Raw genomic sequence first — 22352 nt, 5'->3', positions numbered from 1 at the left:
ACTCGCCTGTCTGCGTGCAAGATCAGGCAGTTATGTCCGCTTCGCTGCCCTCCAGCGAACGGCTCTGGAAACGAGTGGGTCCCGGATCTCGCTGCGCTTGTCCGGGATGACAGTGGGGGAGAGGAAGGAGGAGCAGAAAGAAACATCAGCCGAACTGCCTCTTTCTCTCCATCGTCATCCCGGACGCAGCAAAGCGCAGATCCGGGATCGGGGAACCGGCGTGCGTTGTTCGGGCAACATAAAAAGCCGATGCGTTTGTGCCTCCCCGGTCCCGGCTCAAGGCCGGGATGACGAAGAAAGACATTGCCGCTGACATATCCCGCTCCTAGAGAAGAAAGAGAGGATGCCGGAAGGTCCGGGACGGCAGTATTGTTCCGTGTCATCCCCGACTTGATCGGGGATCCACTCGTTTCCAGAGACGGCACTTTGACCAAAGGCCTCTCGGTTTGACCGTGCCTTGCACAGAGTATCCGCTTTGTGAACCCGTGAATTGGATCCCCGATCAAGTCGGGGATGACCGTTGAAGGTTGGGGCCGGGCAGAATGTATCGGCCGAGGGTCTTTTTTCACGCTGCCGAATTGAAAGACCTCATCCTGAGGAGGACCTTCAGGTCCGTCTCGAAGGATGGGCCACACGGCTCTGAACCTGCTGCCCATCCTTCGAGACAGCGCTGCGCGCTTCCTCAGGATGAGGGTTTTGTAAGGCGGTCGCGCAGGGGTGCGGTTCCCTCCGCGCCGCCCCGGCCCTGAGCCGGGGCCTCTTGCAGGCAGGCCGCGCAATGGTCCCGGCTCAGGGCCGGGACGGCAATGTGCGGGCGGTGAGGCATAAACAGGCATCAGCCGAACTCCCCCTGTACATACCAGCCAGGGTTCTGCGGCGTGTGGAACAGCCACAGGCGCTGGCCCTGGCCGGTGGCGACGCGCCAGTAGTCGCGCAGACCCCTGGTCCAGTCGTCGTCGCCCTCCCACCAGGCGGGCGTGATCCGCTCCGGGCCCTCTGCCGTCAGCGTCGTCAGCGCCCGGCCACGCCAGCGGAAGCGGCCAGGCGGACGGGAGCCGGAACCGGTGATCGGTTCGGGCGGAAACAGACGCAAGGGACGCGGGCGCCGGTTGGGCCAGGAGCGGACCGGCATGCTGTAGGCGGCCGGCACCAGCTTGAAGCTGCGCTCCGGGATATGGCTGTCGACGGGGGCAAAGCGCTGGATGTTCTCCAGCCCGATCCGGTTGCCGAGCTGGGTGATGAGATCGGCGAGGCTGTCCTTTTCAAGTGTCTGCGATGGTGTGAGCTGGCGCGGACCGAGCTCTTCCACCTGTGTTGCCTCCAGGCGGATCATGTCGATGCCGTAGCCCGCATCGACTGCGCTCACCCCGCGTTCGAACAGGGCGAGAATCCGGTCGCCGTCGCGCATTGACCGGGCCAGGCGCAATTCGACCGACTGGCCTTCCTGGTCGACCCGGCGGAAGGTCAGTTTCAGGCTGCGCGCACCCTTCTGGGCAGCGTCGAGCTGTTCGCACAGATGGCCGATCAGCCGCTCCGCCCCGGCCATGACGTCGTCAACGAGGCCGATTGGTTCGGGCAAGGTCATGCGCACGGCGAAGCTGAGATCTTCCTTCAAGGGGGAGATCTGCTCGGGAATGGCACCGAGCGCCTGGTCGAGACGGCGCAGCACCTCCGGATCGTAGCGCCGTGCGACGGTTGCCCGCGGCAGGTTGTAAAGCTCGGATACGGTGGCAATGCCAAGCCGCTCCAGGCTGGTGCAGGTTTGATCGGCAAGACGCAGCGCGGCCAGCGGCAGGCGGCCGATGCGCGCAAGATTTTCGCCCGGCTGGGCAATCCCCTCGGCAAAACGGGCAAGTGCCCAGGCGGTGCCCGGCGTGGAGGCAAGACCCAGCCGGGCAGAGAGACCGGCCCGGGCAAGGCGGGCGCGCATATCGTCCAGAAGCGGTTCCTCGCCGCCCATCAGATGTGCCGAGCCGGTGATATCGAGGAAGAGGCCGTCACGCCCGTCGAACCCGACCCAGGGACAGTAGCGGGTCGCCCACCGGGCGAGCAGGCGCAGGAAGCGCTGGTCGGCTTTCGGGTCGGCAGGCCGGGTCAGAAGACCCGGGCAGAAGCTCCTGGCATGAACCAGCGTCATGCCCCGGTTGAGCCCGGTGCCTTCCGCGCGCGGGCAAAGGTCGTGGATACGTTCCGAATTGCGGTCGAACAGGGTCAGTGCAAAGGGCGCGTCAACGGGATTGGCGCGGAGCGAACGCTCAGCCGCCAGCCTCGGAAACCACAATGACACGACGCGCCGCTGCATCCCAACGGACCACCCATTCTGACAATGTTCCTATTTTGTTCTTTATAAGTGACCACTGCCAGTGAGTCGAGTCATGGTCATTTTGACGAGGTGCGTTTTGGGGGGAGGTGCCGGTGCAGTGCCATCTGGTTTCGGCTGCATTGCTGCCGCCGCCATTGGGGATCATAAGGAGGGCCGTCGTGCCCCCGGTTTCGGCGGCAAGCTGCAGCCTTCTGCCTTCCGTCAGGCCGATCGGGCCGGTGATTTCCGCAACGACAAGGCCAACGGCACCGGACCGCAGAGCCGTTTCGGCACTGGCAAGGGCATTAAGCTGGCTGTCGGTGCGCGTGACCAGAAGCTTGCCCGGATCGCAATAGGGCGCCAGACCTTCCGGATTGACCACCGGCCGCCAGCGTTCCGAGATCCAGACCACCGCACCAGGAGCCTGACCCGCCGTGATGGCGGCAAAGGCCAGCCCGCCGTCGCCGCACACTTCATGGGCGCGCGCTCGTTTCAGCGGATAGGCGGTGGCAAAGGGCAGGGACATGAATTTCCGGCGAACTGTTCTGGCTGAAATATGAGCTGAGTATAGCTTTCCGCCGCACAGGCACAACACGGTCCCGGTTACGGGTTGAGCTTGAACCGGGTCAGTTTTCTGTTTGCCCACAGATCCCGGACAGCGAGAAGGCAGGCGCAAATTTACACCGCTATCTGCGCGTCACCAAACTTTCACACAAGCGACTCCGAAGAAATACAAAAGCAGCTTACACTTTCTCCAGGGCGAAGAGACGAGCAGAATTCGAGGCATATTCACCTCGCGGCCAATGAAAATTGCCGCTTCGAGCAACGATCCGGCGGACCGGTGCAAAATAAATTTGTTCTCAATTGCTGACGCGACTGAGGCGTGTTTAAATGTTCATATGAGCGTCATATAACGCTCATATGAAAACAATACGAAATGCAGGCGTTATCGCTTCAGGTGTCGGCAAAGCCATTTCGGCACCGTGAAAACCAACTGCAGATCGGGGCGAATCGCCCTTCAACGTGGGAGCAAATGAACATGGCTTATCGTAAGACAGTAGCCGGTTTTGTCGCTGCGGCTGCCCTTCTGGGCACCTCTTCCGCATTCGCGCAAACCGAGATCGATTTCTGGCACGCCTTTACGGGCCGCTTGGGAGAATTGGTTGCCGAGCAGGTAGACACCTTCAACGGGTCCCAGTCCGACTACAAAATCGTTGCCAGCCACAAGGGCAACTACTCCGAGACCCTGAACGCAGGCATTGCCGCCTTCCGTGCCGGCGAGCAGCCTCACATTCTGATGGTGTTCGAAGTCGGTACCGCGACCATGATGGGTGCCAAGGGTGCGATCAAGCCGGTTTTCGAGGTTATGGGCGATGGCTTCGACCAGTCGAAATATATCGGCTCGGTGAAGGGCTACTACACTTCGCCCGACGGCAACATGCTTTCGCTTCCGTTCAACTCCTCGACGCCGGTTCTCTGGGTCAACCGCGACAAGCTCTCCGAAGCAGGGATCGATCCCGATACCGATATGTCGACCTGGGAGCAGGTGAGTGAAGTCCTCGATCAGCTGAAAGCAGCCGGAGTCGAATGCCCGATGACGACCGCATGGCAGAGCTGGATCCACCTTGAAAACTTCTCCGCCTACCACGACACGCCGTTTGCCACCAAGGACAACGGCTTTGCCGGGACCGATACCGAGCTGGCGTTCAACAGCCCGGCACAGGTTGCTCATATCTCGGCAATGGGTGATTGGGCGAAAGACGGCAAATTCATCTATGCAGGCCGCCGCAACGAAGGTGGCGCGAACTTCCGTGCGGGTGAATGCGCCCTCTTTACAGAATCCTCCGCAGGTTATGCCGGTATCAAGTCGGAAGCCGAGTTTGATTTCGAAGTGCGTCCGCTGCCTTACTGGTCGGCGGTTGCCAGCGAACCGCAAAACACGATCATCGGCGGAGCCTCGCTTTGGGTTCTCGAAGGCCATGAAGCTGCTGAGTATGAAGGTGTCGCAGCCTTCATGGACTTCCTCTCCAGCCCTGAGATCCAAGCCAAGTGGCACCAGGACACCGGCTATCTCCCGATCACTGCGGAAGCCGGCGACCTGACCCGCTCGCAAGGGTTCTATGAGCAAAACCCGGGAACGGATATCGCCGTCATCCAGATGACAGCGAAAGAGCCGACGGCGAACTCGAAAGGTCTGCGGCTTGGCTCGTTCGACCAGATCCGCGGCATCATCGACGAAGAACTCGAAGGTGTGTGGGCGGGCGACAAGTCCGCACAGGAAGCGCTCGATTCGGCAGTGGAACGCGGCAACGCTCTGCTGCGGCGCTTTGAACAGTCCGCACAGTAACGTCATGACAACGTGCCGCCCCGGGAGACCGGGGTGGCACACGGTTTTGCCATGGAAAAACGCGTCACCTTCAAAGGCATGTGGCTGCCGCTGCTGCTCATCGCCCCGCAGATTGTCATAACGGCAGTCTTTTTTTTCTATCCAGCAGGCCAGGCGATCTGGCAGTCGCTTTTCATTCCGGATCCGTTCGGACTTTCCATGCAATGGGTGGGGCTCGGCAATTTTGAGTTCCTGCTGAAGGATCCCTTTTACCGGGCTTCCTTCGTGACAACGGCGATCTTTTCGACCCTTGTCACGGTTGTCTCGATGGGTGTCGCTCTTTATCTGGCTGTTCTGGCCGACCGGCTGATCAAGGGGTCGGGCACCTACAGGACGCTGCTCATCTGGCCCTATGCTGTTGCGCCTGCCGTCGCAGGTGTCCTCTGGCTTTTCATGTTCAACACGCGCGTCGGTGTTGTGACCTGGTATCTCGGGCTTCTTGGCTACGACTGGAACCACGTGCTGAACGACAGCGAGGCGATGGGTCTTGTGGTGGTTGCCAGTGCCTGGGGACGCGTCAGCTACAACTTCCTGTTTTTCCTTGCCGGTCTTCAGGCAATCCCGAAATCGGTGATCGAGGCGGCCGCAATTGATGGCGCACGCTTCTGGACGCGTTTCCGCACGATTGTCTTTCCGCTCCTGTCGCCGACGACGTTCTTTCTCTTGGTGGTCAACATCATCTACGCGTTCTTCGAGACCTTCGGTGTCATTCACACGATTACCGGCGGAGGGCCGCAACAGGCCACCACGATCCTAGTTTACAAGGTTTATTCCGACGGGTTCGTCGGTCAGGATCTGGGGTCTTCGGCAGCACAATCCGTGATCCTTCTGGTCATTGTTTCAATCCTGACCGTGGTTCAGTTCAAATATATCGAACGCAGGGTCCACTACTGATGGCGCAGCAAGACGGCATGGTCGAAAAGCGCGGCGGCGGCCTTTGGCTCACACATCTGGGCATGATTATCGGCGTCGCCTTCATCTTCTTTCCGATCTGGCTGGCGTTCGTCGCCTCGACAGTCGAACAGCAGGCAATCGTCCGGCCACCGATGCCGCTTCTGCCAGGAGACAAGCTCGTCGAGAACTACACACGCGCATTGACCTCGGGTGTGAACGCTCCCGTCGCCATGATGCTCATGAACTCGGTCATCATGGCCCTTGGAATTGCGATCGGTAAGATTGCGATCTCGCTGCTTTCGGCCTTCGCGATCGTTTATTTCCGGTTCCCGGGACGCCACCTGTTTTTCTGGCTGATTTTCCTGACGCTCATGCTGCCGGTCGAGGTGCGGATCGTGCCGACCTACGAAGTGATCGCCAATTTCGGTATGCTGAACAGCTATTCGGGCCTGATCCTTCCCCTGATCGCGTCGGCAACGGCAACCTTTCTGTTTCGGCAGTTCTTCATGACCGTTCCGGACGAGCTTGCAGAAGCGGCACGGGTCGACGGTGCCAAGCCGATGCGGTTTTTCTTCGACATCCTTCTGCCGATGAGCCGGACGAATATCGCCGCGCTCTTCGTGATCCTCTTCATCTACGGATGGAACCAGTATCTCTGGCCGCTCCTCATCACCACCGACCCCTCCATGAACACGATCGTGATGGGCATCAAGCAGATGTTCCCCTCAGGCGACGATACCGCCGATTGGCCGGTCATCATGGCAACGTCGATACTGGCCATGATCCCGCCAGTGCTCGTGGTGATCGGAATGCAGAGGCTGTTCGTGCGCGGCCTAGTGGAAAGTGAAAAGTGAATGGCGACTGTTACGCTTGAAAATCTCCGGAAGTCTTACGGCAAGACAGAGGTCATCCATGGTGTCGACATAGATATCACTGATGGAGAGTTCATCGTGATTGTCGGGCCTTCGGGGTGCGGTAAATCAACCTTGCTGCGAATGGTAGCGGGTCTTGAGACCGTCACCTCCGGCGACATTCAGATCGATGGCCGAAACGTCAACTCCGTCGAACCGATGGACCGTGATATTGCGATGGTGTTTCAGAACTATGCGCTTTATCCGCACATGAGTGTCTTCGACAACATGGCCTACGGCCTGAAGATCGCGAAGGTGCCGAAAGACGAAATTGCAAAGCGCGTGGCGAATGCAGCAGAGATCCTGCAGCTGGAGCCTTATCTCAAGCGGAAGCCGCGCGAATTGTCCGGCGGACAGCGCCAGCGTGTTGCCATGGGGCGCGCGATCGTCCGGAAACCGGCCGTCTTCCTGTTCGATGAGCCGCTGTCGAACCTGGACGCCAAATTGCGTGTTCAGATGCGCCTGGAGATCAAGGCGCTCCAGCGCGATCTTGGCGTGACATCGCTTTATGTGACTCACGACCAGGTCGAGGCAATGACGCTTGCCGACCGGATGATCGTGATGAACAGCGGCGTCGCCGACCAGATTGGCAAGCCTTTGGATGTCTATGCGGATCCCGCTACGGAATTTGTCGCCGGTTTCATCGGATCGCCGCCAACGAACTTCCTGGATGCCGGCCAACTTGGACGGCGTGTTGAGGGTGGTGCGAAGGTCGGTATCCGCCCCGAACACATCCGGATCGTGCCTCAAACCGAGACTGACTTTGCCGGCAAAGTTGTCTATTCCGAACCGCTCGGAGCCGAGACGCTGGTGCACCTGAAACTGCTCGATGGTGAAGATGTCACCGTGCGCCAGGAAGGCGCTTTGCCAATCCCGGAAGAGGGCGAAAGCTGCGGCCTTTCCTGGGAGGCGAAAGACGAGATGATTTTCTCAGAAGATGGCAGTCGCGTGAGACAATCCGGATCCTGACTGCGTCCAGGAACGGTCACCTATGGGCCGATCACGTCAAGATTTTTGAGGGTCGCTTCGAACCTGTCGATGTTGATCACCTGAAACCTGTCTTCGACAAGAGTGACCTTTTCGATCCGGTCGCACCGGAAGGTTCGGACGTCATTCCGGAGGTGATCGAACGCCAGAACATACCAGACAGGACTATGGAGGAGCAGATAGTGCGGCTCGATGATTCTGTTGGTGGTCTGGCCATCAATTGACCTGTAGGTGATGGCCAACTGGTGACGGGTCACAAAGGCCTGGTGAAGAACCTCGACAACGGCCGGGCGAGGTGCGGAAAACGCGGACAGAACCATGTGTGATGCGGCTTCCCCAACCAGAACTCTGGATTTGATGTCCGATATCTCAGTCTTGAGCCTGGGTGAAAAAGAGGCGAGCAGCTTGCGGCGAATGGGGGCAAGCTCAGCCATGAAGAATGGCGATTTCATTTGCTCCGCAACAGCAAGGCTGACAAGAAGATCAATTGCTTCTGCATAGCTGAAATTGACCCTGCCAATGCCCCAGGTCCTGTGCAGCCGGATACCGCCGCCCCGCCCTCGGTCGGCTTCGATCGGCAGGCCCTGGTCCCTCAGGATCTCTATGTCGCGTGACAGGGTCCGGCTGCTCACGCCGAATTCGGCAGACAGGCCTGCAACGGTCAGGGCGTCGTCCGACTTCAGGCGCGCACTGATCAACTCGAGGCGTTTCATGCGTTCGTGTATCGATGATCTCGGCATGAAATTAATAAGACATAAAATGTCATATTAAGCCATAGGGTTCCGGCATCAACAATTTCAGGAGAAAGATATGTCTGAACCAGTCACCGTCCTTGCGCCCATCAAACTGGCACATGGAAAGACCGAAACGGATCTGCTTGAAGCCTCCAGACGGTTTCAGGAAAAGTTCGTCAGCCATCAGGACGGCATCCTACGCCGGGAGCTTGTCCGTACCTCCGAAGGTGAATATCTCGATATCGTTCAATTCAAAAGCAGGGACGATGCTGAAAAGGTCGTCGAGGCCGAAAGGACGTCACCGGATTGCGCCGAGTTCTTTTCGGTGATGGATCTGTCGGATGTGGACATGGATGCCGAGTTGCCAATGTATCGGTCGCTTGCAACATACATTTGAGCAAAAAGCTGCTGATTGCACTTTGAACTGCCTCCGTGCCGGCCAACCGGTGCGGAGGCTTGGACCTGAAAAGACTGCTGTTTTACCCGCGAAAGGGCGTTTGTCGTGGAGCCGTTCAAGAACAACATTTCTCCCAATCTCGTAAAATGCCTGGCCGACCTTCTCTCCCGGCAGCTGGAGACATTCGACAAACCTGCCTACGAAGCCGAGATCCTCGACCGGCTGGATGACTTGGAGCTGAAGGAGCGGGCGCGGCACATTGCCGATGTCACAGGCAAACATCTGCCCGAAGATCTTTCCGAGCGCTTTGCTGTTCTTCAAGCGCTTCTTCATCCGGAAATCGAAGTTGCCTTCGACCGGGGAAGCGACGAAAGGGGCATCCGCGGCTGGGGGATCATGCCGCTTGCGATGATCGTTTCCGACAGCGGACTGGATGATTTTGAAAACTCCTTCGCGATCTTGAAGGAAATGACCAAGCGCCAGACAGCGGAGTTCGACGTCCGCCCGTTTCTGGCAAAGGACCAGACAAGGGCGCTTGCCATCATGGCACCTTGGGTGGAGGACGAGAGCGTTCATGTCCGCCGTCTGGTTTCGGAAGGAACGCGTCCGCGTCTGCCCTGGGGCATACGCCTGAAAAACCTCGTTGAGGATCCCTCACCGACCCTGCCGCTTCTGGAAGCCCTCAAGGATGATCCGGAAGAATACGTCCGCCGATCCGTTGCCAACCACCTCAATGACATTGCCAAGGATCATCCGGATCTGGTGGCAGAAATCGCCACGCGCTGGCTGAAGGATGCGGACAAGAACCGGGAAAAACTGATCCGCCACGCCTGCCGCTCGCTGATCAAGCAAGGTCATCCGGCAACGCTGAAAGTTTTCGATCTCAACCCGCCCGAGATCAGCGTCGAGGGACCGGTTGTTCAAACGCCTGTCGTCCAGTTTGGCACGACCCTTGTATTTGACTTGAAACTGACCTCGAGCGGCAAGGAACCGCAGGATCTGGTGATCGACTGCCTCCTTCACTTCAGGAAAGCCAACGGCAAGTTGGCACCGAAAGTGTTCAAGTGGACGAAACTAACGCTCGCGCCGGGCGAAACGGTTTCCCTAACCCGCGAACTCGCGGTCAAGCCCGTCACCACGCGCGTCCATTACGGTGGTATCCAGGCGGTCGGTCTCAGGATCAACGGCAAGGATTTCGGGTATTCAGAGTTTGAGCTGGTTATGGATACTCGCTAGCAGAACTCCCACCAAAGCCTCATACCGAGGAGCGTGCCTATACGCCTCTCAAGGGATGCTGCCTAACAGGATTTCTCTCAAGCTTCATCCTGAGGAGCGCGCTTGCGCGCGTCTCGAAGGATGGGCCGCTTGTTCAGGAGTACGCCGCCCATCCTTCAAGACGGACCTTACGGTCCTCCTCAGGATGAGGACGAGCGTGTCGGTTCGTTCTTGCATCAGACCGTCCGGTTCAGCTGTATTGTCCCGGCAACTCCGGCGCACCCTGCGCCTGACCGGAATAGCGACCGCAAGGCAAGATCAAGTACGGCCGAAAGCCATCACCCAGGCGCTTCTTTTCTACAAATGTCACCCCGGACAAGCGTCAGCGCAGATCCGGGGCCTACTCGCCTGTCAGCTTGCTGGTCCAGATGTTCATGCCCTCGCTCATTTTCGCACCGCTCCGGAAACGGGTGGGTCCCGGATCTCCGCTTCGCTGGGTCCGGGATGACGATCGGTGCTTCGCGGCATGATAACGTCAACTAATCCGCTTCAACCGCACCATCCCGACAATTCCGAGCGCCGGTCCGATGGCCATCAGGGCGAACATGCCGGGCCAGCCGATCAGATCGGCCCCGAGCGGGGTCAGCTGGACGGTGAAGAAGGTCAGCGCGAAGCCGAGGGCGGTCTGGAAGCTCATCAGGCTGCCGGCCTGGTCGGGTGGGGAATAGTCGGCCACGAGTGCGGAGAACTGGGCGGAATCGGGCAGGATTGCCGCGCCCCAGACAAGGACGCAGAAGATCGTCAGCCAGACCGGTCCGCCGAACGTCAGCGCCGAGGCGATGGCGGCCGTGCCGCTGACAGCCATTGCCAGGATCGCGATATTGGCCTTCCCGACCCGGTCGGCAACGATGCCGGCAAAAACGCTCGCGACGCCGCCGGCTGCGATGGTCAGAAACGCAATCAGGCGGGAGAGGGAAATGGCCTCGCTTTCGGGCATATGCGCTGCGAACGAGAGGGTGAGCGCGACGCCGATCCAGGCCCACATGGCGTAAAGCTCCCACATGTGTCCGAGATAGCCCGCATAGGCGTAGCGGATTTTCCGGTTGGTCCAGGCCGTGAAGATCGCCTTGATTTTCATGCGCGGGGCTTTGGCATGGAAGGGGCCGAGGCCAGCAAAAAGGCAAAGCACGCCGCCAAGTGCGGAGGCGATCGAGGCAACGATCAGGCTCCAGCGCCAGTCCGCACCACCCAGAAGTGCCAGGAAATGCGGAGCGGCCGAGCCGAGCGTGAGCGCCCCGACCAGAGTGCCGACGAGAAATCCGCGGTCCTTCTGTCCCCAGCCGACCGCAATCTTCATGCCGACCGGATAGACCCCGGCAAGCAGCACCCCGGTTGCGAACCGGGCAAAAATGGAGACGGCGCCTCCGGGCTCCACGATCAGAAGGCTGGCGTTGAAGAGCGCTGCGGTAATGGCGCAGAACGCAAAGAACCGGCGCGGATCGATCCTGTCTGCAAGTCCGAGGAGCGCTGAGGTGAGCGCACCAAACACGAAACCGATTTGAACCGCGCTTGAGAGCGCCGCCTGACGTGTTTCGGAAATGTCGAATTCCCGCGTCAGGTCAGGCAAGATGGCTGCGGACATGAACCACAGGCCCATGCCGGCCACTTCCGCAATCATCAACAGTGACAGAGAGCGCCACTTGCCGGCGAACTCACTCTGCAAGGCCGAGCTCTTTCCGGGCTTTTTTGGTGAGCTTGCCGGCGATGATCTTGTGGGCGGCGACGATATAGGCTTTCAGATCCTCTTCGCTCAGCGCCCCCTCTTTTTCCATCTGCACCCATTTGGCGCGGGCGAGGTAGGGTGCGGGGATCATGCCGTCCTGCTGGATCAGGAGCGCGTAGGACATGTCCGAGCACTTGAAGCCGATCCGTTGATGGTCGCCGTCGCCCCAGCGCGAGCAGATGGCAAAGATCTTGCCGCCGACTTTCCAGACAGAGGCATTTCCCCACTGGATGACGTGGGTCGTTGCAGGCAATGCGCGGCAGAACGCGTCGAACTCATCGCGAGTCATCGTTTGGCTTTTCAGGCTCCATGGGATTCTCGAAAATCGAATATCGCCAAAGTGGCTTTTTCCAGAAAGCCTTGCAAGCCGTAAACCACTGGAAACGGAAGAAAGCGCGAAGCCAGGCCGCTTGCTTGCGCTTGCGGAGCTCACGTGCCTCCAGTTCGAACCGGACATGTTCCGGGGTCTCCTCGGGCCAGAATTCCGCGTGGTGCGGATAAAGATCCCGGCGCGGATCGTTCCAGGCGTGCAAGTCGTCCTGTTTGGGTGCGTTCGGATTCAACAGAGAATAGGGAATTGGCATTTGCAATGTCCTCTCATATTTGATTTCTGCGGGAGATTTGTTGCAAAATTTCGCATAAACTAGGGTTATCTGCATGTTTTCAATGTGAAATCGAGATTTCAAAAATGAAACAAACTATGGATTGGGAGGATCTACGCCTCTTTTTGGCCGTCGCCAAGGCGGGCGGTCTTGCAGGGGCCGCCGAGGCGACCGGCGTCAGCGCCGCAACACTCGGCAGACGTGTTTCCGCCCTTGAGCGGGATCTGAATGTCAGGTTGGTAGAGCGCGAGGCGCGCGGGTATCAGTTGACGGCAGCCGGACGCGAACTCGTGCTTCAGCTGGAAGGCATGGACGAGGTTGCCAGGTCCATTTCAAAATGGCGCGAGAGCGGCCGGACCCGTCGGCGCGTACGCATTTCCGCCGGCGACTGGACCGCGCGCCTGCTCATGGACAACATTTCGGAATTCTGGTCGCCGGAGGACACCTGGGTACCCGAATTCCTGGCCGATCCGCACAACCGGGATGTTGCGCGGCGGCAGATCGACATCGGCATCAGGAGCCGGCGCCCGAAGCAGGAATGGCTCGCTGGGCGCAAAATCGGCACGGTCAGGTTCGCCGTTTATCAATCGAAAAGAACCAGAAAAGACAAAGACCTAGGCTGGGTCGGTCTCGTTGAGGACGAAGCGCATTTCCCAAGCGGCAACTGGATCCGCGAAAACCACGGTGACGATGTCTCCATCACCGTAAACAGGGCGACGCTTGCCCTTGCGCTTGTCCGGCAAGGCGCCGCACGCATGCTGCTGCCAATGTTTGTCGGAGAGGCTTACAAGGATCTTCAGCGGCTCTCGGACCCGATCGAAAACCTTCAAACGGAAAGGTGGTTGGTGATGCACCAGGATGAACGCCACGAACCGGCGGTTCGTCAGGCATTGGGAGCCTTGGCAAAACTGCTGAAGAAGGACCCGATGTTGCGAACCGAATTTTAGATGACCTCGAAAACAGATGCCTATATCCCGGAAATCCGGGGCCTCCTTGAATCAATATTAACTAGGCTCCATATTTAATCAGGAATGGGCCCTTTGGGTTCCAGCTCGGATGCCTTTTGAAGGGTCCGGGTGCAAGGTCGCTTCGACAAGGACTTTGAGGATGTCACGCATGTCAGCGTTTTCCAGCCCGTTTATGCTCGGGTTCGACGATATAGAGCGTGTGCTCGATCGTGTTTCCAAGGCCGCCAATGACGGCTATCCGCCCTACAACATCGAGAGACTTCCGAAAGTGGAAGGTCAGGGCGATGTCATCCGAATTACTCTGGCAGTCGCAGGCTTCACGCGCGATCAGCTCGACGTTTCGGTGGAGGAAAGCCAACTGGTGATCCGCGGCAGGCAGATCGACGACAAATCGCGGGAATATCTGCATCGCGGCATCGCCGCCAGGCAGTTCCAGCGTGCGTTTGTCCTGGCCGAAGGCATCGAGATCCTTGGAGCTGACCTCAAAGATGGGCTATTGTCCATCGACCTGGCACGTCCGGAACCGGAACGTGTTATAAGAAAAATAGAAATCTCCAGCGGCGAATAGACCCTCGTTGGCAAAACAATAATGGAGAAAGACTGATGCACGATCCCAAGAGCCCGGACTGGGCAGACCAATCTATTTTGTCCGAATTCATGTCGGCAGATGAATTGACCGAACTTGGCACGGGCGATGTCGCCTATATCAAGCCGATCAAGGCGGTTGATCTTCAGGAAATGTTCCCGGACGTCCCGCCCCTGCACGACAACGTCACGCTCTACGCACTTCAAAATGCGGATGGTACGCCGATCCTGCTCGCGGACAGCCGCGAAGCCGCCGTCGCCAATGCCTTTGAAGCTGAGCTGGAAATGGCGTCGCTTCACTAAGCGGCCCGCGCGTACAATTCGAAAAGACACCGGCCAATCGGCCGGTGTTTTTTGTTGGGCAGGTCATTCGCGGCAGCGACAGTATTTTCAGCACACTTCTAGGCGCTCGTCAGGTGACAAATGACCCAAGGGACCGGACTCTAGGGTACGGACTCATAAATGAAGTCAATTTGGTTTGGATCGTTTTGACCAGCGGCAAGGAGCGAAAGCGCAGGAAATGTGGTTCATTTTCAAGCCTTTCGCGACGAAGCAGATGGCCAAAACGGCCAAATCCGAAGGACGGCAAAATGGCTTCACCTCGCAGCGTCAACGCGCTTGACCGGGCATAAAGCCCGCTCGTCACACGCTTCCTTGCGTGATTTCGCCATTTATGCCGCCAAATCGGCTTCATTTATGGGTCCGTGCCCTAGCGCGCAGGGTCCGGCTTTTCGCTTCCGGCAAAGCGCACATCGACCAGGAGGGCGGTGATGAAGAGAACACCGCCGGCCAGGGTCAAACTTGAAATGCCCTGACCCAGGAATGCCCAGGCCCAGATCGAACCGAACAGGATTTCGGAGAGCGAAATCATCGTGAATTCAGCCGAGGACACGGATTTCGATCCAATAGTGAACAGGAGGAACGCGCCGCCGGTGAGGGCGAAGCCGATCGCGATGACGAGCCCGGCATCGGCAACGCTGGAGCTGATCTGCTCACCTCCCCACACAAACAGGATCGATCCAAAGGCAGCGCCAATGACGCCGGTCACGAGCATGGCTGGCCGCATGTCGACAAGTTTTCCGGCACGAAGGGCAACGGCGAAGGACGCGTAGAAAAACGATCCGCACAATGCGGCGAAATCGCCTGCAATGGATAACGGGCTGCGCCCGCCGTCAAATTCGCTTCCGCCAAGGACGATCAGCACGAGCCCGACAAGCGAAATGGCAAGGGCGACCAGCGTTGCCTTTGCAAGCCGCTCCTTGAGGAAAAATCTTGCAAGAACGGCTGCCAACAGGGGGGCGAGCGCAAAAAGCAAAAGCGTTCTTGCAACAGAGGTATGCTGGAAAGCAAAGATGGAACAGGCAAGTGCCGCTGCCATTGATCCGGCTGCGACGATTCCGGACAGTCCGGAGAGCCGTATGGCACGAATGGCCCCTATGTTGGACGTGCCGGTGATAATCAGGAAGAAGAAGGCTGCGACACCCACACACCTGAGAAATAGGATCTCTGCCGGACTGACATGATCCAGGTCGGCGATAATGGCGCCGACCGGCGAGATGACCAGCGCACCAAGAATGATAAGGAAGATGCCGGTGCGCCGGGACAACAAGCGGCGCACTCCTATTCACGCCAAGAGCCATTCAGGCAAACCGTATTCCTGTTATGCTTTTAGCGCAATCTCGGCAGCCGGATCGTGCCTGACCAGTTTGACATGCAGCTAGGTCAGGACCGGCGCCTTCGGGTCTGAGGCACTGCGCTCGGTGGTCTGCGCGCTGCCTTCCTTCGAAGGATTGGCAGGCGCGTTGCCTGCGGTTGGGCCGGACACCGAAGGGGGTTTCCGCCAGGGTTGGCTCTTGTACCAGGACACCACGTAGGCAACTGCGATCAGCGCAAGGAAACCGCCGAAATTGGTGAAAATTTGAGCCCACCATTCGCCGCGTGCCCAAGCCATGTCTCTCAGGATTGCCACCGTTTGGGCAACCACGAGGCTTGCCATGAAGACGGCAAGAGATTGCTGGCCGACCTTCTGGACGACGCGAACGAACCCGCCCCAGAGGGCGCCGTGTCCAAGCAGATATTTGCCGTGTTCACCGGCTGCGACCCAGGCCACATAGGCAAGCGCCAGGAAGTGGATGTAGCGCAGGATGCCGAACTCGGTCTTGACCCAGAGCGGTCTGATGGCCTCGCGGACTTCCCGCGCCCAGACCAGATCGAGATGATTGGCGCCATATACGCGGAAGTAGGCGAACGGGATCGAGACCAGGATGATGGCGATCGCAAGCAGGATCAGCTTCCGGTTAACCGGCGGCGCGGGTATCCAACCGCGCATGAACGCAAACCCGGTGAAGAACAGCAGTTGCCATGCGAACGGATTGAAGAACCATTTGCGGTGTTCGCCTTCCGAATTCAGCCAGGGCTCGGCCCTCAGGTCGAGCAGACCGAATTGCGAAGCGAGCCAGAGGCCGATAGAAAGTGCAAAGGCTCCCGGTACCGAGTAGCGCGCAACGAGCATGATTGCCGGCATCAGGGCAAGGATCACCACATACATCGGCAGAATGTCGAAGTAGTTGGGAACCCAGGTCATCGTCATCAGGCCGGGAAGCGCGATTTCGGTCTTGTTGAAAAGATGCCAGAGGTTGAGCGAGTTGACGTAGTCCTGGGTCAGACCGCAGCAGTCGTTCAAAAAGCCGCTGTTGTGGAGCATCACCAGACCAACGGCAATGATCAGAAACTGCCCGATGAAGGCCCAGTAAACCTGCCACATACGCTGCACGATGCGCGCGGTTCCAATGCCCCAGCCGTAAACATCGAAGGTTTTGCCGAAGGCAAGCGCAGACGCCATTCCCGAGCAGAAGACGAACATCTCCGTCGCGTCGGAAAATCCGAAACGCGCAGGGATCCAGAGCGTCCACCAGTTCCAGGGCACGTGGGCGATGAAAATAATGAACATGCCGATCCCGCGGAAAAAATCCAAACGCGGGTCGCGTGGGCGTTTCGTTTGAGTATGTGCGTTCACGTCAGATCCAGGGTAGTTCGGTCAATCCGTGCCGGGGAAGGTCACACGGAGTTGGCCGCACGCAATTTCTCGTCTTCCATCACCTGCTCGGCACGTTGCATCTTGCCGCAGATTTCAAGGCGCTGTTCGGCAAAGCGGTCAAGCGCACCACGCTTGTTGGTGCGGCTCTTGATAATGGTTTCGGCTTCCGTCGAAAAGCCCGCTCTCAGGGCAGCATCGATCGTAATCCGTTCGAAGACGTCGCGCTGGGCGTGGGAGCCGCCGATCGAATAAAGGTTGTCGCGGGCAGAGGTCAGCAGGGAAAAGGCGGACGCATAGTTGCCTTTCCGGTATTGCTCCAGTCCAAGCCCGGTTGGCAGGCCGGCTTCTGCCGAAATCCGGCCGATATCCGTTTCGTGCTGGGCGCGTTCCTTCAGGCCGGTGAGCAGCCTGTCCGCTCCCATGCGGCGCCCGCCGTTCAGCAACGCCAGCAGGTAATGGAGATCGGCAAATACGTTGCATCCGTCTTCAGCGCGCTTGTCGGAAAGCTGGGCGATTTCCTCCCAGCGCGCACCGACGTCAACACCTTCAAGCTCGAGCCTGACCAGCAGCGACGCGGCGTTCGAAATGTCGCGGTAATCGTCCGTCTTGTCCTTGCGGATGTCGGCATCGTACAGCGCAAGAGCCTTGTCGCCCTGACCCTGATCCAGATACATCAGCGCAAGGTGCCACCACACGTGATAGCCGAAGTTGTTGCAGTGAGCCCAGCCGTCCGGGTGGTTCTCGAGCCAGCCTGCGCCTTCCTCGGATCGGCCGGTCATGTCGTGGACATGGGCAACCGCATGAAGGCCCCAGGCATCGTCGCGGGCAAATTCCAGTCCTCTGCGGCCGGACGCCTCGGCAAGACGGTAATCACCGGTTTCTTCAAGCGCAAAGGCACGGCAGCCGAGGAGATAACCGTAAGTGGGATGGGACTCTTCGTAGGCGGAGAAAACACGTTCGATGGATTGACGCATCCCGGGGGCATCGCCAAGCACAAAGCGGATGGCATGCACCAGCTTCATGATCAGTCCGTCTTGCGGCACTTTGACAAGCTCTGCATCCAGTAAATCAGCGGACCGCGTCGGAAATCCCTTGAGCCAGGCGTCAAGAGCGTTGATGACCGCCGTTTCGCGTTCGGTGACCGGCGTGTTCTGCGCGGACTCCTTGGCAACTGCGCAGCACTCGCGCGCCGTGGCAACGAGCTCCTTGCGGCCGAGCAGCAGGCAGAACAATCCGCGCGTCGCGTGACCGAGGGCGAAATCGGGACTGAGGCTCAGGCAGGCTTCAAGATGCTGGGGCGTTGTTTTTCCGTGTGCCAAAAAAGCCAGGACGGTCGCATTCCATGCCTCGAGGGCACCCTTGTCGGTAAGAGTGAGATCGTACCCGAATTGATCACTTAGACGCATGTCTGGCCTTTTCGTTTCCCATGCTGACCACAGCCGTGCATCGCTCTTGCAAATGCAAACGGCGGCAGACAGCCGAATGAATACTCACCGCTAAAAATCCGCAGCCTTCTCATGAACTGCAAAACACAAAAAGGTGTTGGTAATGTGTAGTGCGAAAAACGACACGTGAATTGTGATCGAACGGGGGTTGATGCGAGGATAATGCTCAATCTTTCAGCAGCTTCCGGACCCTTAACGAAGAGGTCATGGACCGGATAGGGACATGGATTAAATGGCGGTTTCCATCGCAAAGTCGCAAGGTCCGGTCATCGCCGTGGCGGCGGGCCTGCTGGCACTGATCGCTCTTGGCGCCTATAGCGAGGCCGGACCGCGACAGGCTGTCGCAGTTCTCATCGGCGGTGTCGCCGGATTGTCGCTCTACCATGCGAGCTTCGGTTTCACAGCTGCATGGCGCCGGATCGTGACCGAAAAACGGGGCGCCGGACTGCGGGCGCAGTTTGTCCTGATCCTCCTGACCAGCGCCGTGTCCTTTCCCTTGATTGCCTGGGGGGCTCAGCTCGGATGGCCGACCGGCGGTTTCGTCTTTCCGTTCGGCATCGCCGCTGCAATTGGCGCTTTCATGTTCGGAGCCGGTATGCAGCTTGGCGGTGGCTGCGGGTCCGGGACGCTCTTTACCGCCGGTGGCGGCTCGACCCGGATGATGATCACACTGGCGGCCTTTGTCCTCGGATCCGTGCTCGCAACCGCGCACCTGCATCTGTGGGGGCAACTGCCGAAACTGCCGCCGGTCTCTTTAATCCGCGAATTCGGACCGCATGGTGCCTTTCTTGTTACCGCACTGGTGTTGGGGGCGTTTGCCCTTGCAACGATCCGGATCGAACGACGCGCACATGGTGAGCTTGCCGCGTCGCGCCCGACAGAGTCCTTCCTGACCGGTCCCTGGTCTCCCATGCTCGGTGCGGTCATGCTGGCGCTTGTCGGCATTGCGACCTTCATTGTCGTCGGCCGCCCCTGGGGCATTACCTCGGCTTTCGCGCTCTGGGGCGGGAAGATCTTTCACGCAGTCGGAATTCCGGTCGACACTTGGCCCTATTGGACGTGGCAGGGCGGCGCGCTGGAAGCGTCAGTTCTGAGGGACACGACCTCGGTCATGGATTTCGGCGTCATTTTGGGCGCCATGATCGCCGCTGCACTCGCGGGCCGCTTTGCACCGGTCTGGCGCCTGAGCCGGCGTGACCTGCTGACGGCAATTGCCGGCGGTTTGCTCATGGGATATGGCGCACGTCTTGCCTATGGCTGTAACATTGGAGCTTACCTCGGAGGACTGGTTTCCGGATCGCTGCATGGCTGGTTGTGGCTGCTCTTCGGATTTCTGGGCAGTCTTCTCGGAACGCGTATCAGACTGCGCCTCGGGATGGGTTGAACAGCTGCAAAACGAACACCCGTTTGTGAGCGCGCCGTGACCTCACACAGGTTAGGGTCTCGACATTTCCACGGCTTGATCACGGGGGACAAGCACATGCGTTTTCTGCTTTCGCTCATTTTTCTGGTTTCAGTTGCAGCCGGTCCTGCCCTGTCGGACAGCATCACCGACCGGGAGGGCTGGCAGGTGGTCCCGACATCCAAGCAGTACCAGACCCTCGTCGATGACCTGAAAGCGGCAATCAAGGCGGAAAAGATGCTGCTGGTCACCCAGGCAAGTGCGTCCGCCGGTGCGAAAGGCCGCGGACTTACGATCCCTGGCAACCGCGTCATGGGTGTCTATCGCAATGACTATGCGATCAGAATGCTGGAAGCTTCAGTTGCGGCCGGGATCGAAGCGCCGATCAGGTTCTACGTCACCGAAAACAGTGACGGCACGGCCACACTCTCCTGGAAGACACCGGGGTTCGTGTTTGCACCTTACATGGAAGAGGGAGGCGATGCCCTTGCGGAACTGGCCAACGAACTGGACGCAGTCTTCCAGACCATCGCCGACAAGGCTGTTGCATCACAGTAACACGCCGCTTTCTTTGTTGTGCACGCGTTAGGCATGATGTGCGATTTGGCTTGTGATGCAAGATTTCGAGCGCCACACTGATCGCGTCGTTAACAACGGAAAGGAGGTATGCCCATGTCTAGTGAGTATCGGAACGTGGCCCGGGTGTCTGGGTGGAATGGAACGGTGCTGGAGCAGCCTCTGGTATTGAACGGTTTCACTGGGATCTGATCCGGACCTTGGGTCTACGTCGATCTCATGGGAGGGCCGCCCTGTGCGGCCCTCTTTTGATTCTGAAAGCTGTCAGATCAGTCCCACAGCCTTGCGCACGTCCTCATCGCGCAAGGAGCAGTCGATACCGCGATATGTGTCGCCGGCATCCGTGCTGAGCCAGCAGATTGCTTCACCGACCCACTCGGCAGGAATATGCACGGACGGATCCAGCTGGCTGACTGGATTAATCCCGGATGCCTTGATGTCGACCTGCATTTGAGTTGCGACCGTACCAGGGCTGAGGCCGATGACGCGCACACCCTTGTCGCCGAATTCCTTTTCGCCGCAACGGGTGAGGGACAGGGCGGCCGCCTTGGACGAACAATAATGGCTCCAGCCCTCAAGGGCACCGGTAGCGGCACCGGAACTGATGTTGATGACCGTCCCTGCACCATTTTCGATCATGTGGGGCGCAGCCGCACGCAGGCCGTGATAGACGCCCTTGACGTTGACGTCGATAACCTTGCCCCAGTCTTCCGGGTCTGAGCTTTCGATCCGGCTGATGGGTTCGATGACCCCGGCATTGTTGACGAGGATATCGATTGCCCCGAAGCTCTCGATACAGTGCCGGATCGCTTTTTCGACATCGGCGTAATCGGCAACATCGCAAGTGATTGCGACCGCTTCTCCGCCGGCGTCATTTATTTCCGAAGCAATCCGGTCGACATGCTCGCCGGAGCGGGCTGCCAGCACCACTTTGGCACCATATTTCGCCAGGCTTCTGGCCGCTGCCTCGCCGATACCACGGCTGGCGCCGGTTACCAGGGCTGCTTGTCCAGACAAATCAAACATATACCGTCCTCGACTATGGGGGACCTGTGCAGTCCCTGTTGAACTCGGCGCCAACTTAGTGTCAGAAGGCTGGGGAATAAACAGCTCGTTCGCAGCAACTTCGTGCAAAATCTGCACGAATGCTTGAAAGCTGGGTTTGTGGGTCGCTACCTTCTCCTGACGATCTGATCTGGAGACCGAAACCATGGCGGGGCACGATTGATGGCGGCAGAAAAACCGGCGCTACAGACTTTCCTGCGCCAGCTTTATTTCGGTCATTCCACCAGAGCGCGGGTTTTCAGGTTCGTTCTGCTCGGCTTTGATCTGATCACCATCGGGTATTTCATCGTGTCGTCCGTCATTGATCCGGAACGCCACTTTCACACGCTCGACTATGCCATCGCCGGCGTTCTGATGCTGGACTACCTTGCGCGGCTGATCGCGTCCGCGACCCCGGCGCGCTACATTTTCAGCTTTACCTCGATTGCCGATGTGGTCGTGATCGTCTCGCTGGTCATTCCCGCCTTCTTTGAAAACTTTGCCTTCCTTCGTGTTGTCAGAATGCTCAGGCTTCTCAGGTCCTATCATCTCCTGAAGGAGCTGCGCGACGCCTCGAGCTGGTTCCGGCGGAACGAGGACATTCTTCAGTCCGCCGTCAATCTGGTCGTGTTCATTTTTGTCGTCACCGCCATCGTCTTCGTTGTCGAAGACGACCGCAACGAGAACATCAACAACTACCTCGATGCGCTCTATTTCACCGTGACGACGCTGACCACGACCGGTTTCGGGGACATCACCATGACCGACAGCGTCGGCCGGTTGATGACCGTGCTCATCATGATTTTCGGTGTCGCGTTGTTCTTGCGCCTAGTGCAGACGATCTTCCGCCCTTCCAAGGCGCAGGTCGCTTGTCCGGATTGTGGTCTGAACCGGCACGACACCGACGCGATCCACTGCAAACACTGCGGGCGCATGTTGAACATCCCGACAGAAGGCGCGTGGGATTAGACCATCGCCGCGGTTATCTGATCTCGCCGACTTGTGATGACATTGCGCTGGACAAATCGCCTTCGAAAACCATTCTCTTTTGTCTGTTTCTCCGCAAGGAGAAGGCGAACGTGTT

General features: G+C 58.8%; 23 protein-coding genes. 12 read left to right on the top strand and 11 right to left on the bottom strand.

Going from position 1 to position 22352, the window contains the following annotated elements; genetic code table 11:
* Window positions 1-145: 145 nt before the first annotated feature.
* The 3 genes from RBB47_RS05155 to RBB47_RS05145 form a co-directional block, all read right to left on the bottom strand.
* Window positions 146-316 carry a hypothetical protein gene (locus tag RBB47_RS05155; RefSeq protein ID WP_305984678.1) on the bottom strand — a complete coding sequence of 57 codons (171 nt, stop codon included), beginning with the start codon at window positions 314-316 and terminating at the stop codon, window positions 146-148.
* Window positions 317-835: 519 nt separating this feature from the next.
* Window positions 836-2287 carry a DNA polymerase Y family protein gene (locus RBB47_RS05150; protein WP_305984677.1) on the bottom strand — a complete coding sequence of 484 codons (1452 nt, stop codon included), beginning with the start codon at window positions 2285-2287 and terminating at the stop codon, window positions 836-838.
* Window positions 2256-2828 carry an ImuA family protein gene (locus tag RBB47_RS05145; protein WP_305984676.1) on the bottom strand — a complete coding sequence of 191 codons (573 nt, stop codon included), beginning with the start codon at window positions 2826-2828 and terminating at the stop codon, window positions 2256-2258. Before RBB47_RS05145 ends, RBB47_RS05150 begins: the two co-directional genes overlap by 32 nt.
* A 513-nt stretch (window positions 2829-3341) precedes the next feature.
* Between RBB47_RS05145 and ugpB the strand changes: the two genes are divergently transcribed.
* Genes ugpB through RBB47_RS05125 form a run of 4 tightly spaced genes read left to right on the top strand, consistent with a single transcriptional unit; the run spans window position 3342 to window position 7462 of the window.
* The gene (ugpB, locus tag RBB47_RS05140; protein WP_305984675.1) at window positions 3342-4649 is read left to right on the top strand and encodes a sn-glycerol-3-phosphate ABC transporter substrate-binding protein UgpB; all 1308 of its coding nucleotides are present in this window, start codon (window positions 3342-3344) and stop codon (window positions 4647-4649) included.
* 51 nt (window positions 4650-4700) lie between these two features.
* On the top strand, window positions 4701-5582 hold the full coding sequence (gene ugpA / locus RBB47_RS05135; protein WP_305985003.1) for a sn-glycerol-3-phosphate ABC transporter permease UgpA: 882 nt from the start codon (window positions 4701-4703) through the stop codon (window positions 5580-5582).
* 17 nt (window positions 5583-5599) lie between these two features.
* Complete coding sequence (gene ugpE, locus RBB47_RS05130; protein WP_305985002.1) at window positions 5600-6436, top strand: sn-glycerol-3-phosphate ABC transporter permease UgpE; 837 nt, start codon at window positions 5600-5602, stop codon at window positions 6434-6436.
* Complete coding sequence (locus RBB47_RS05125; protein ID WP_305984674.1) at window positions 6437-7462, top strand: ABC transporter ATP-binding protein; 1026 nt, start codon at window positions 6437-6439, stop codon at window positions 7460-7462.
* A 20-nt stretch (window positions 7463-7482) separates the two neighbouring features.
* On the opposite strand, the gene RBB47_RS05120 is transcribed toward RBB47_RS05125, so the two are convergent.
* Window positions 7483-8193, bottom strand: coding sequence for a YafY family protein (locus RBB47_RS05120; RefSeq protein ID WP_305984673.1), 711 nt, complete (start codon window positions 8191-8193; stop codon window positions 7483-7485).
* A gap of 97 nt (window positions 8194-8290) precedes the next feature.
* On the opposite strand from RBB47_RS05120, the gene RBB47_RS05115 reads away from it, so the two are divergent.
* Both RBB47_RS05115 and RBB47_RS05110 read left to right on the top strand, forming a co-directional pair.
* Complete coding sequence (locus RBB47_RS05115; protein WP_305984672.1) at window positions 8291-8611, top strand: hypothetical protein; 321 nt, start codon at window positions 8291-8293, stop codon at window positions 8609-8611.
* A 105-nt stretch (window positions 8612-8716) separates the two neighbouring features.
* On the top strand, window positions 8717-9847 hold the full coding sequence (locus tag RBB47_RS05110; RefSeq protein WP_305984671.1) for a DNA alkylation repair protein: 1131 nt from the start codon (window positions 8717-8719) through the stop codon (window positions 9845-9847).
* 514 nt (window positions 9848-10361) lie between these two features.
* Here the strand turns inward: RBB47_RS05110 and RBB47_RS05105 are convergent.
* Genes RBB47_RS05105 through RBB47_RS05095 form a run of 3 tightly spaced genes read right to left on the bottom strand, consistent with a single transcriptional unit; the run spans window position 10362 to window position 12193 of the window.
* Window positions 10362-11549, bottom strand: coding sequence for a nitrate/nitrite transporter (locus RBB47_RS05105; protein ID WP_305984670.1), 1188 nt, complete (start codon window positions 11547-11549; stop codon window positions 10362-10364).
* Window positions 11539-11898, bottom strand: coding sequence for an MmcQ/YjbR family DNA-binding protein (locus RBB47_RS05100; RefSeq protein ID WP_305984669.1), 360 nt, complete (start codon window positions 11896-11898; stop codon window positions 11539-11541). The genes RBB47_RS05105 and RBB47_RS05100 overlap by 11 nt, the downstream gene beginning before the upstream one ends.
* Complete coding sequence (locus tag RBB47_RS05095; RefSeq protein WP_305984668.1) at window positions 11885-12193, bottom strand: hypothetical protein; 309 nt, start codon at window positions 12191-12193, stop codon at window positions 11885-11887. The genes RBB47_RS05100 and RBB47_RS05095 overlap by 14 nt, the downstream gene beginning before the upstream one ends.
* 104 nt (window positions 12194-12297) lie before the next feature.
* On the opposite strand from RBB47_RS05095, the gene RBB47_RS05090 reads away from it, so the two are divergent.
* The 3 genes from RBB47_RS05090 to RBB47_RS05080 all read left to right on the top strand — a co-directional run bounded on the left by RBB47_RS05090 (window position 12298) and on the right by RBB47_RS05080 (window position 14067).
* Window positions 12298-13158 carry a LysR family transcriptional regulator gene (locus RBB47_RS05090; RefSeq protein ID WP_305984667.1) on the top strand — a complete coding sequence of 287 codons (861 nt, stop codon included), beginning with the start codon at window positions 12298-12300 and terminating at the stop codon, window positions 13156-13158.
* A gap of 160 nt (window positions 13159-13318) precedes the next feature.
* Window positions 13319-13747 carry an Hsp20 family protein gene (locus RBB47_RS05085; protein ID WP_305984666.1) on the top strand — a complete coding sequence of 143 codons (429 nt, stop codon included), beginning with the start codon at window positions 13319-13321 and terminating at the stop codon, window positions 13745-13747.
* 35 nt (window positions 13748-13782) lie between these two features.
* Entirely contained in the window at window positions 13783-14067 is a 285-nt protein-coding gene (locus tag RBB47_RS05080; protein ID WP_305984665.1) for a DUF1150 domain-containing protein, read from the top strand.
* A gap of 406 nt (window positions 14068-14473) precedes the next feature.
* Here RBB47_RS05080 and RBB47_RS05075 read toward each other — a convergent pair whose 3' ends face one another.
* From RBB47_RS05075 to RBB47_RS05065, 3 genes are all read right to left on the bottom strand, one after another.
* Entirely contained in the window at window positions 14474-15370 is an 897-nt protein-coding gene (locus tag RBB47_RS05075) for a DMT family transporter (protein ID WP_305984664.1), read from the bottom strand.
* A 111-nt stretch (window positions 15371-15481) separates the two neighbouring features.
* Window positions 15482-16714, bottom strand: coding sequence for an OpgC family protein (locus tag RBB47_RS05070; RefSeq protein ID WP_371932742.1), 1233 nt, complete (start codon window positions 16712-16714; stop codon window positions 15482-15484).
* A 107-nt stretch (window positions 16715-16821) separates the two neighbouring features.
* Window positions 16822-18207 (bottom strand): tetratricopeptide repeat protein, encoded by a 1386-nt coding sequence (locus tag RBB47_RS05065; protein ID WP_305984663.1) that lies wholly within the window; start codon window positions 18205-18207, stop codon window positions 16822-16824.
* Between the two features lie 271 nt (window positions 18208-18478).
* Here RBB47_RS05065 and RBB47_RS05060 point away from each other — a divergent pair, with 271 nt between their 5' ends.
* Window positions 18479-19630 (top strand): YeeE/YedE family protein, encoded by a 1152-nt coding sequence (locus RBB47_RS05060; RefSeq protein WP_305984661.1) that lies wholly within the window; start codon window positions 18479-18481, stop codon window positions 19628-19630.
* 96 nt (window positions 19631-19726) lie between these two features.
* Complete coding sequence (locus RBB47_RS05055) at window positions 19727-20206, top strand: DUF302 domain-containing protein (RefSeq protein ID WP_305984660.1); 480 nt, start codon at window positions 19727-19729, stop codon at window positions 20204-20206.
* Window positions 20207-20488: 282 nt separating this feature from the next.
* Here the strand turns inward: RBB47_RS05055 and RBB47_RS05050 are convergent, their stop codons facing one another.
* Window positions 20489-21250, bottom strand: coding sequence for an SDR family oxidoreductase (locus tag RBB47_RS05050; protein WP_305984659.1), 762 nt, complete (start codon window positions 21248-21250; stop codon window positions 20489-20491).
* A 201-nt stretch (window positions 21251-21451) separates the two neighbouring features.
* Between RBB47_RS05050 and RBB47_RS05045 the strand changes: the two genes are divergently transcribed.
* Complete coding sequence (locus RBB47_RS05045) at window positions 21452-22237, top strand: ion transporter (protein WP_305984658.1); 786 nt, start codon at window positions 21452-21454, stop codon at window positions 22235-22237.
* Window positions 22238-22352: the final 115 nt, after the last annotated feature.

It is taken from the genome of Roseibium sp. MMSF_3544, from assembly GCF_030732845.1.
Classification (GTDB): Bacteria; Pseudomonadota; Alphaproteobacteria; order Rhizobiales; family Stappiaceae; genus Roseibium.
The sequence above is the reverse complement of the archived record's forward strand: the minus strand, read 5'-3'. Positions and strand labels throughout refer to the sequence as shown.

Excerpts from the sequence above, each read along its gene's own strand:
- RBB47_RS05155 (WP_305984678.1), bottom strand. The coding sequence starts at position 316 with ATGTCAGCGGCAATGTCTTTCTTCGTCATCCCGGCCTTGAGCCGGGAC.
- RBB47_RS05145 (WP_305984676.1), bottom strand. The coding sequence starts at position 2,828 with ATGTCCCTGCCCTTTGCCACCGCCTATCCGCTGAAACGAGCGCGCGCC.
- ugpB (WP_305984675.1), top strand. The coding sequence starts at position 3,342 with ATGGCTTATCGTAAGACAGTAGCCGGTTTTGTCGCTGCGGCTGCCCTT.
- ugpA (WP_305985003.1), top strand. The coding sequence starts at position 4,701 with ATGGAAAAACGCGTCACCTTCAAAGGCATGTGGCTGCCGCTGCTGCTC.
- ugpE (WP_305985002.1), top strand. The coding sequence starts at position 5,600 with ATGGTCGAAAAGCGCGGCGGCGGCCTTTGGCTCACACATCTGGGCATG.
- RBB47_RS05125 (WP_305984674.1), top strand. The coding sequence starts at position 6,437 with ATGGCGACTGTTACGCTTGAAAATCTCCGGAAGTCTTACGGCAAGACA.
- RBB47_RS05120 (WP_305984673.1), bottom strand. The coding sequence starts at position 8,193 with ATGAAACGCCTCGAGTTGATCAGTGCGCGCCTGAAGTCGGACGACGCC.
- RBB47_RS05115 (WP_305984672.1), top strand. The coding sequence starts at position 8,291 with ATGTCTGAACCAGTCACCGTCCTTGCGCCCATCAAACTGGCACATGGA.
- RBB47_RS05100 (WP_305984669.1), bottom strand. The coding sequence starts at position 11,898 with ATGACTCGCGATGAGTTCGACGCGTTCTGCCGCGCATTGCCTGCAACG.
- RBB47_RS05095 (WP_305984668.1), bottom strand. The coding sequence starts at position 12,193 with ATGCCAATTCCCTATTCTCTGTTGAATCCGAACGCACCCAAACAGGAC.
- RBB47_RS05090 (WP_305984667.1), top strand. The coding sequence starts at position 12,298 with ATGAAACAAACTATGGATTGGGAGGATCTACGCCTCTTTTTGGCCGTC.
- RBB47_RS05085 (WP_305984666.1), top strand. The coding sequence starts at position 13,319 with ATGTCACGCATGTCAGCGTTTTCCAGCCCGTTTATGCTCGGGTTCGAC.
- RBB47_RS05080 (WP_305984665.1), top strand. The coding sequence starts at position 13,783 with ATGCACGATCCCAAGAGCCCGGACTGGGCAGACCAATCTATTTTGTCC.
- RBB47_RS05070 (WP_371932742.1), bottom strand. The coding sequence starts at position 16,714 with ATGTTCATTATTTTCATCGCCCACGTGCCCTGGAACTGGTGGACGCTC.
- RBB47_RS05065 (WP_305984663.1), bottom strand. The coding sequence starts at position 18,207 with ATGCGTCTAAGTGATCAATTCGGGTACGATCTCACTCTTACCGACAAG.
- RBB47_RS05060 (WP_305984661.1), top strand. The coding sequence starts at position 18,479 with ATGGCGGTTTCCATCGCAAAGTCGCAAGGTCCGGTCATCGCCGTGGCG.
- RBB47_RS05055 (WP_305984660.1), top strand. The coding sequence starts at position 19,727 with ATGCGTTTTCTGCTTTCGCTCATTTTTCTGGTTTCAGTTGCAGCCGGT.
- RBB47_RS05050 (WP_305984659.1), bottom strand. The coding sequence starts at position 21,250 with ATGTTTGATTTGTCTGGACAAGCAGCCCTGGTAACCGGCGCCAGCCGT.
- RBB47_RS05045 (WP_305984658.1), top strand. The coding sequence starts at position 21,452 with ATGGCGGCAGAAAAACCGGCGCTACAGACTTTCCTGCGCCAGCTTTAT.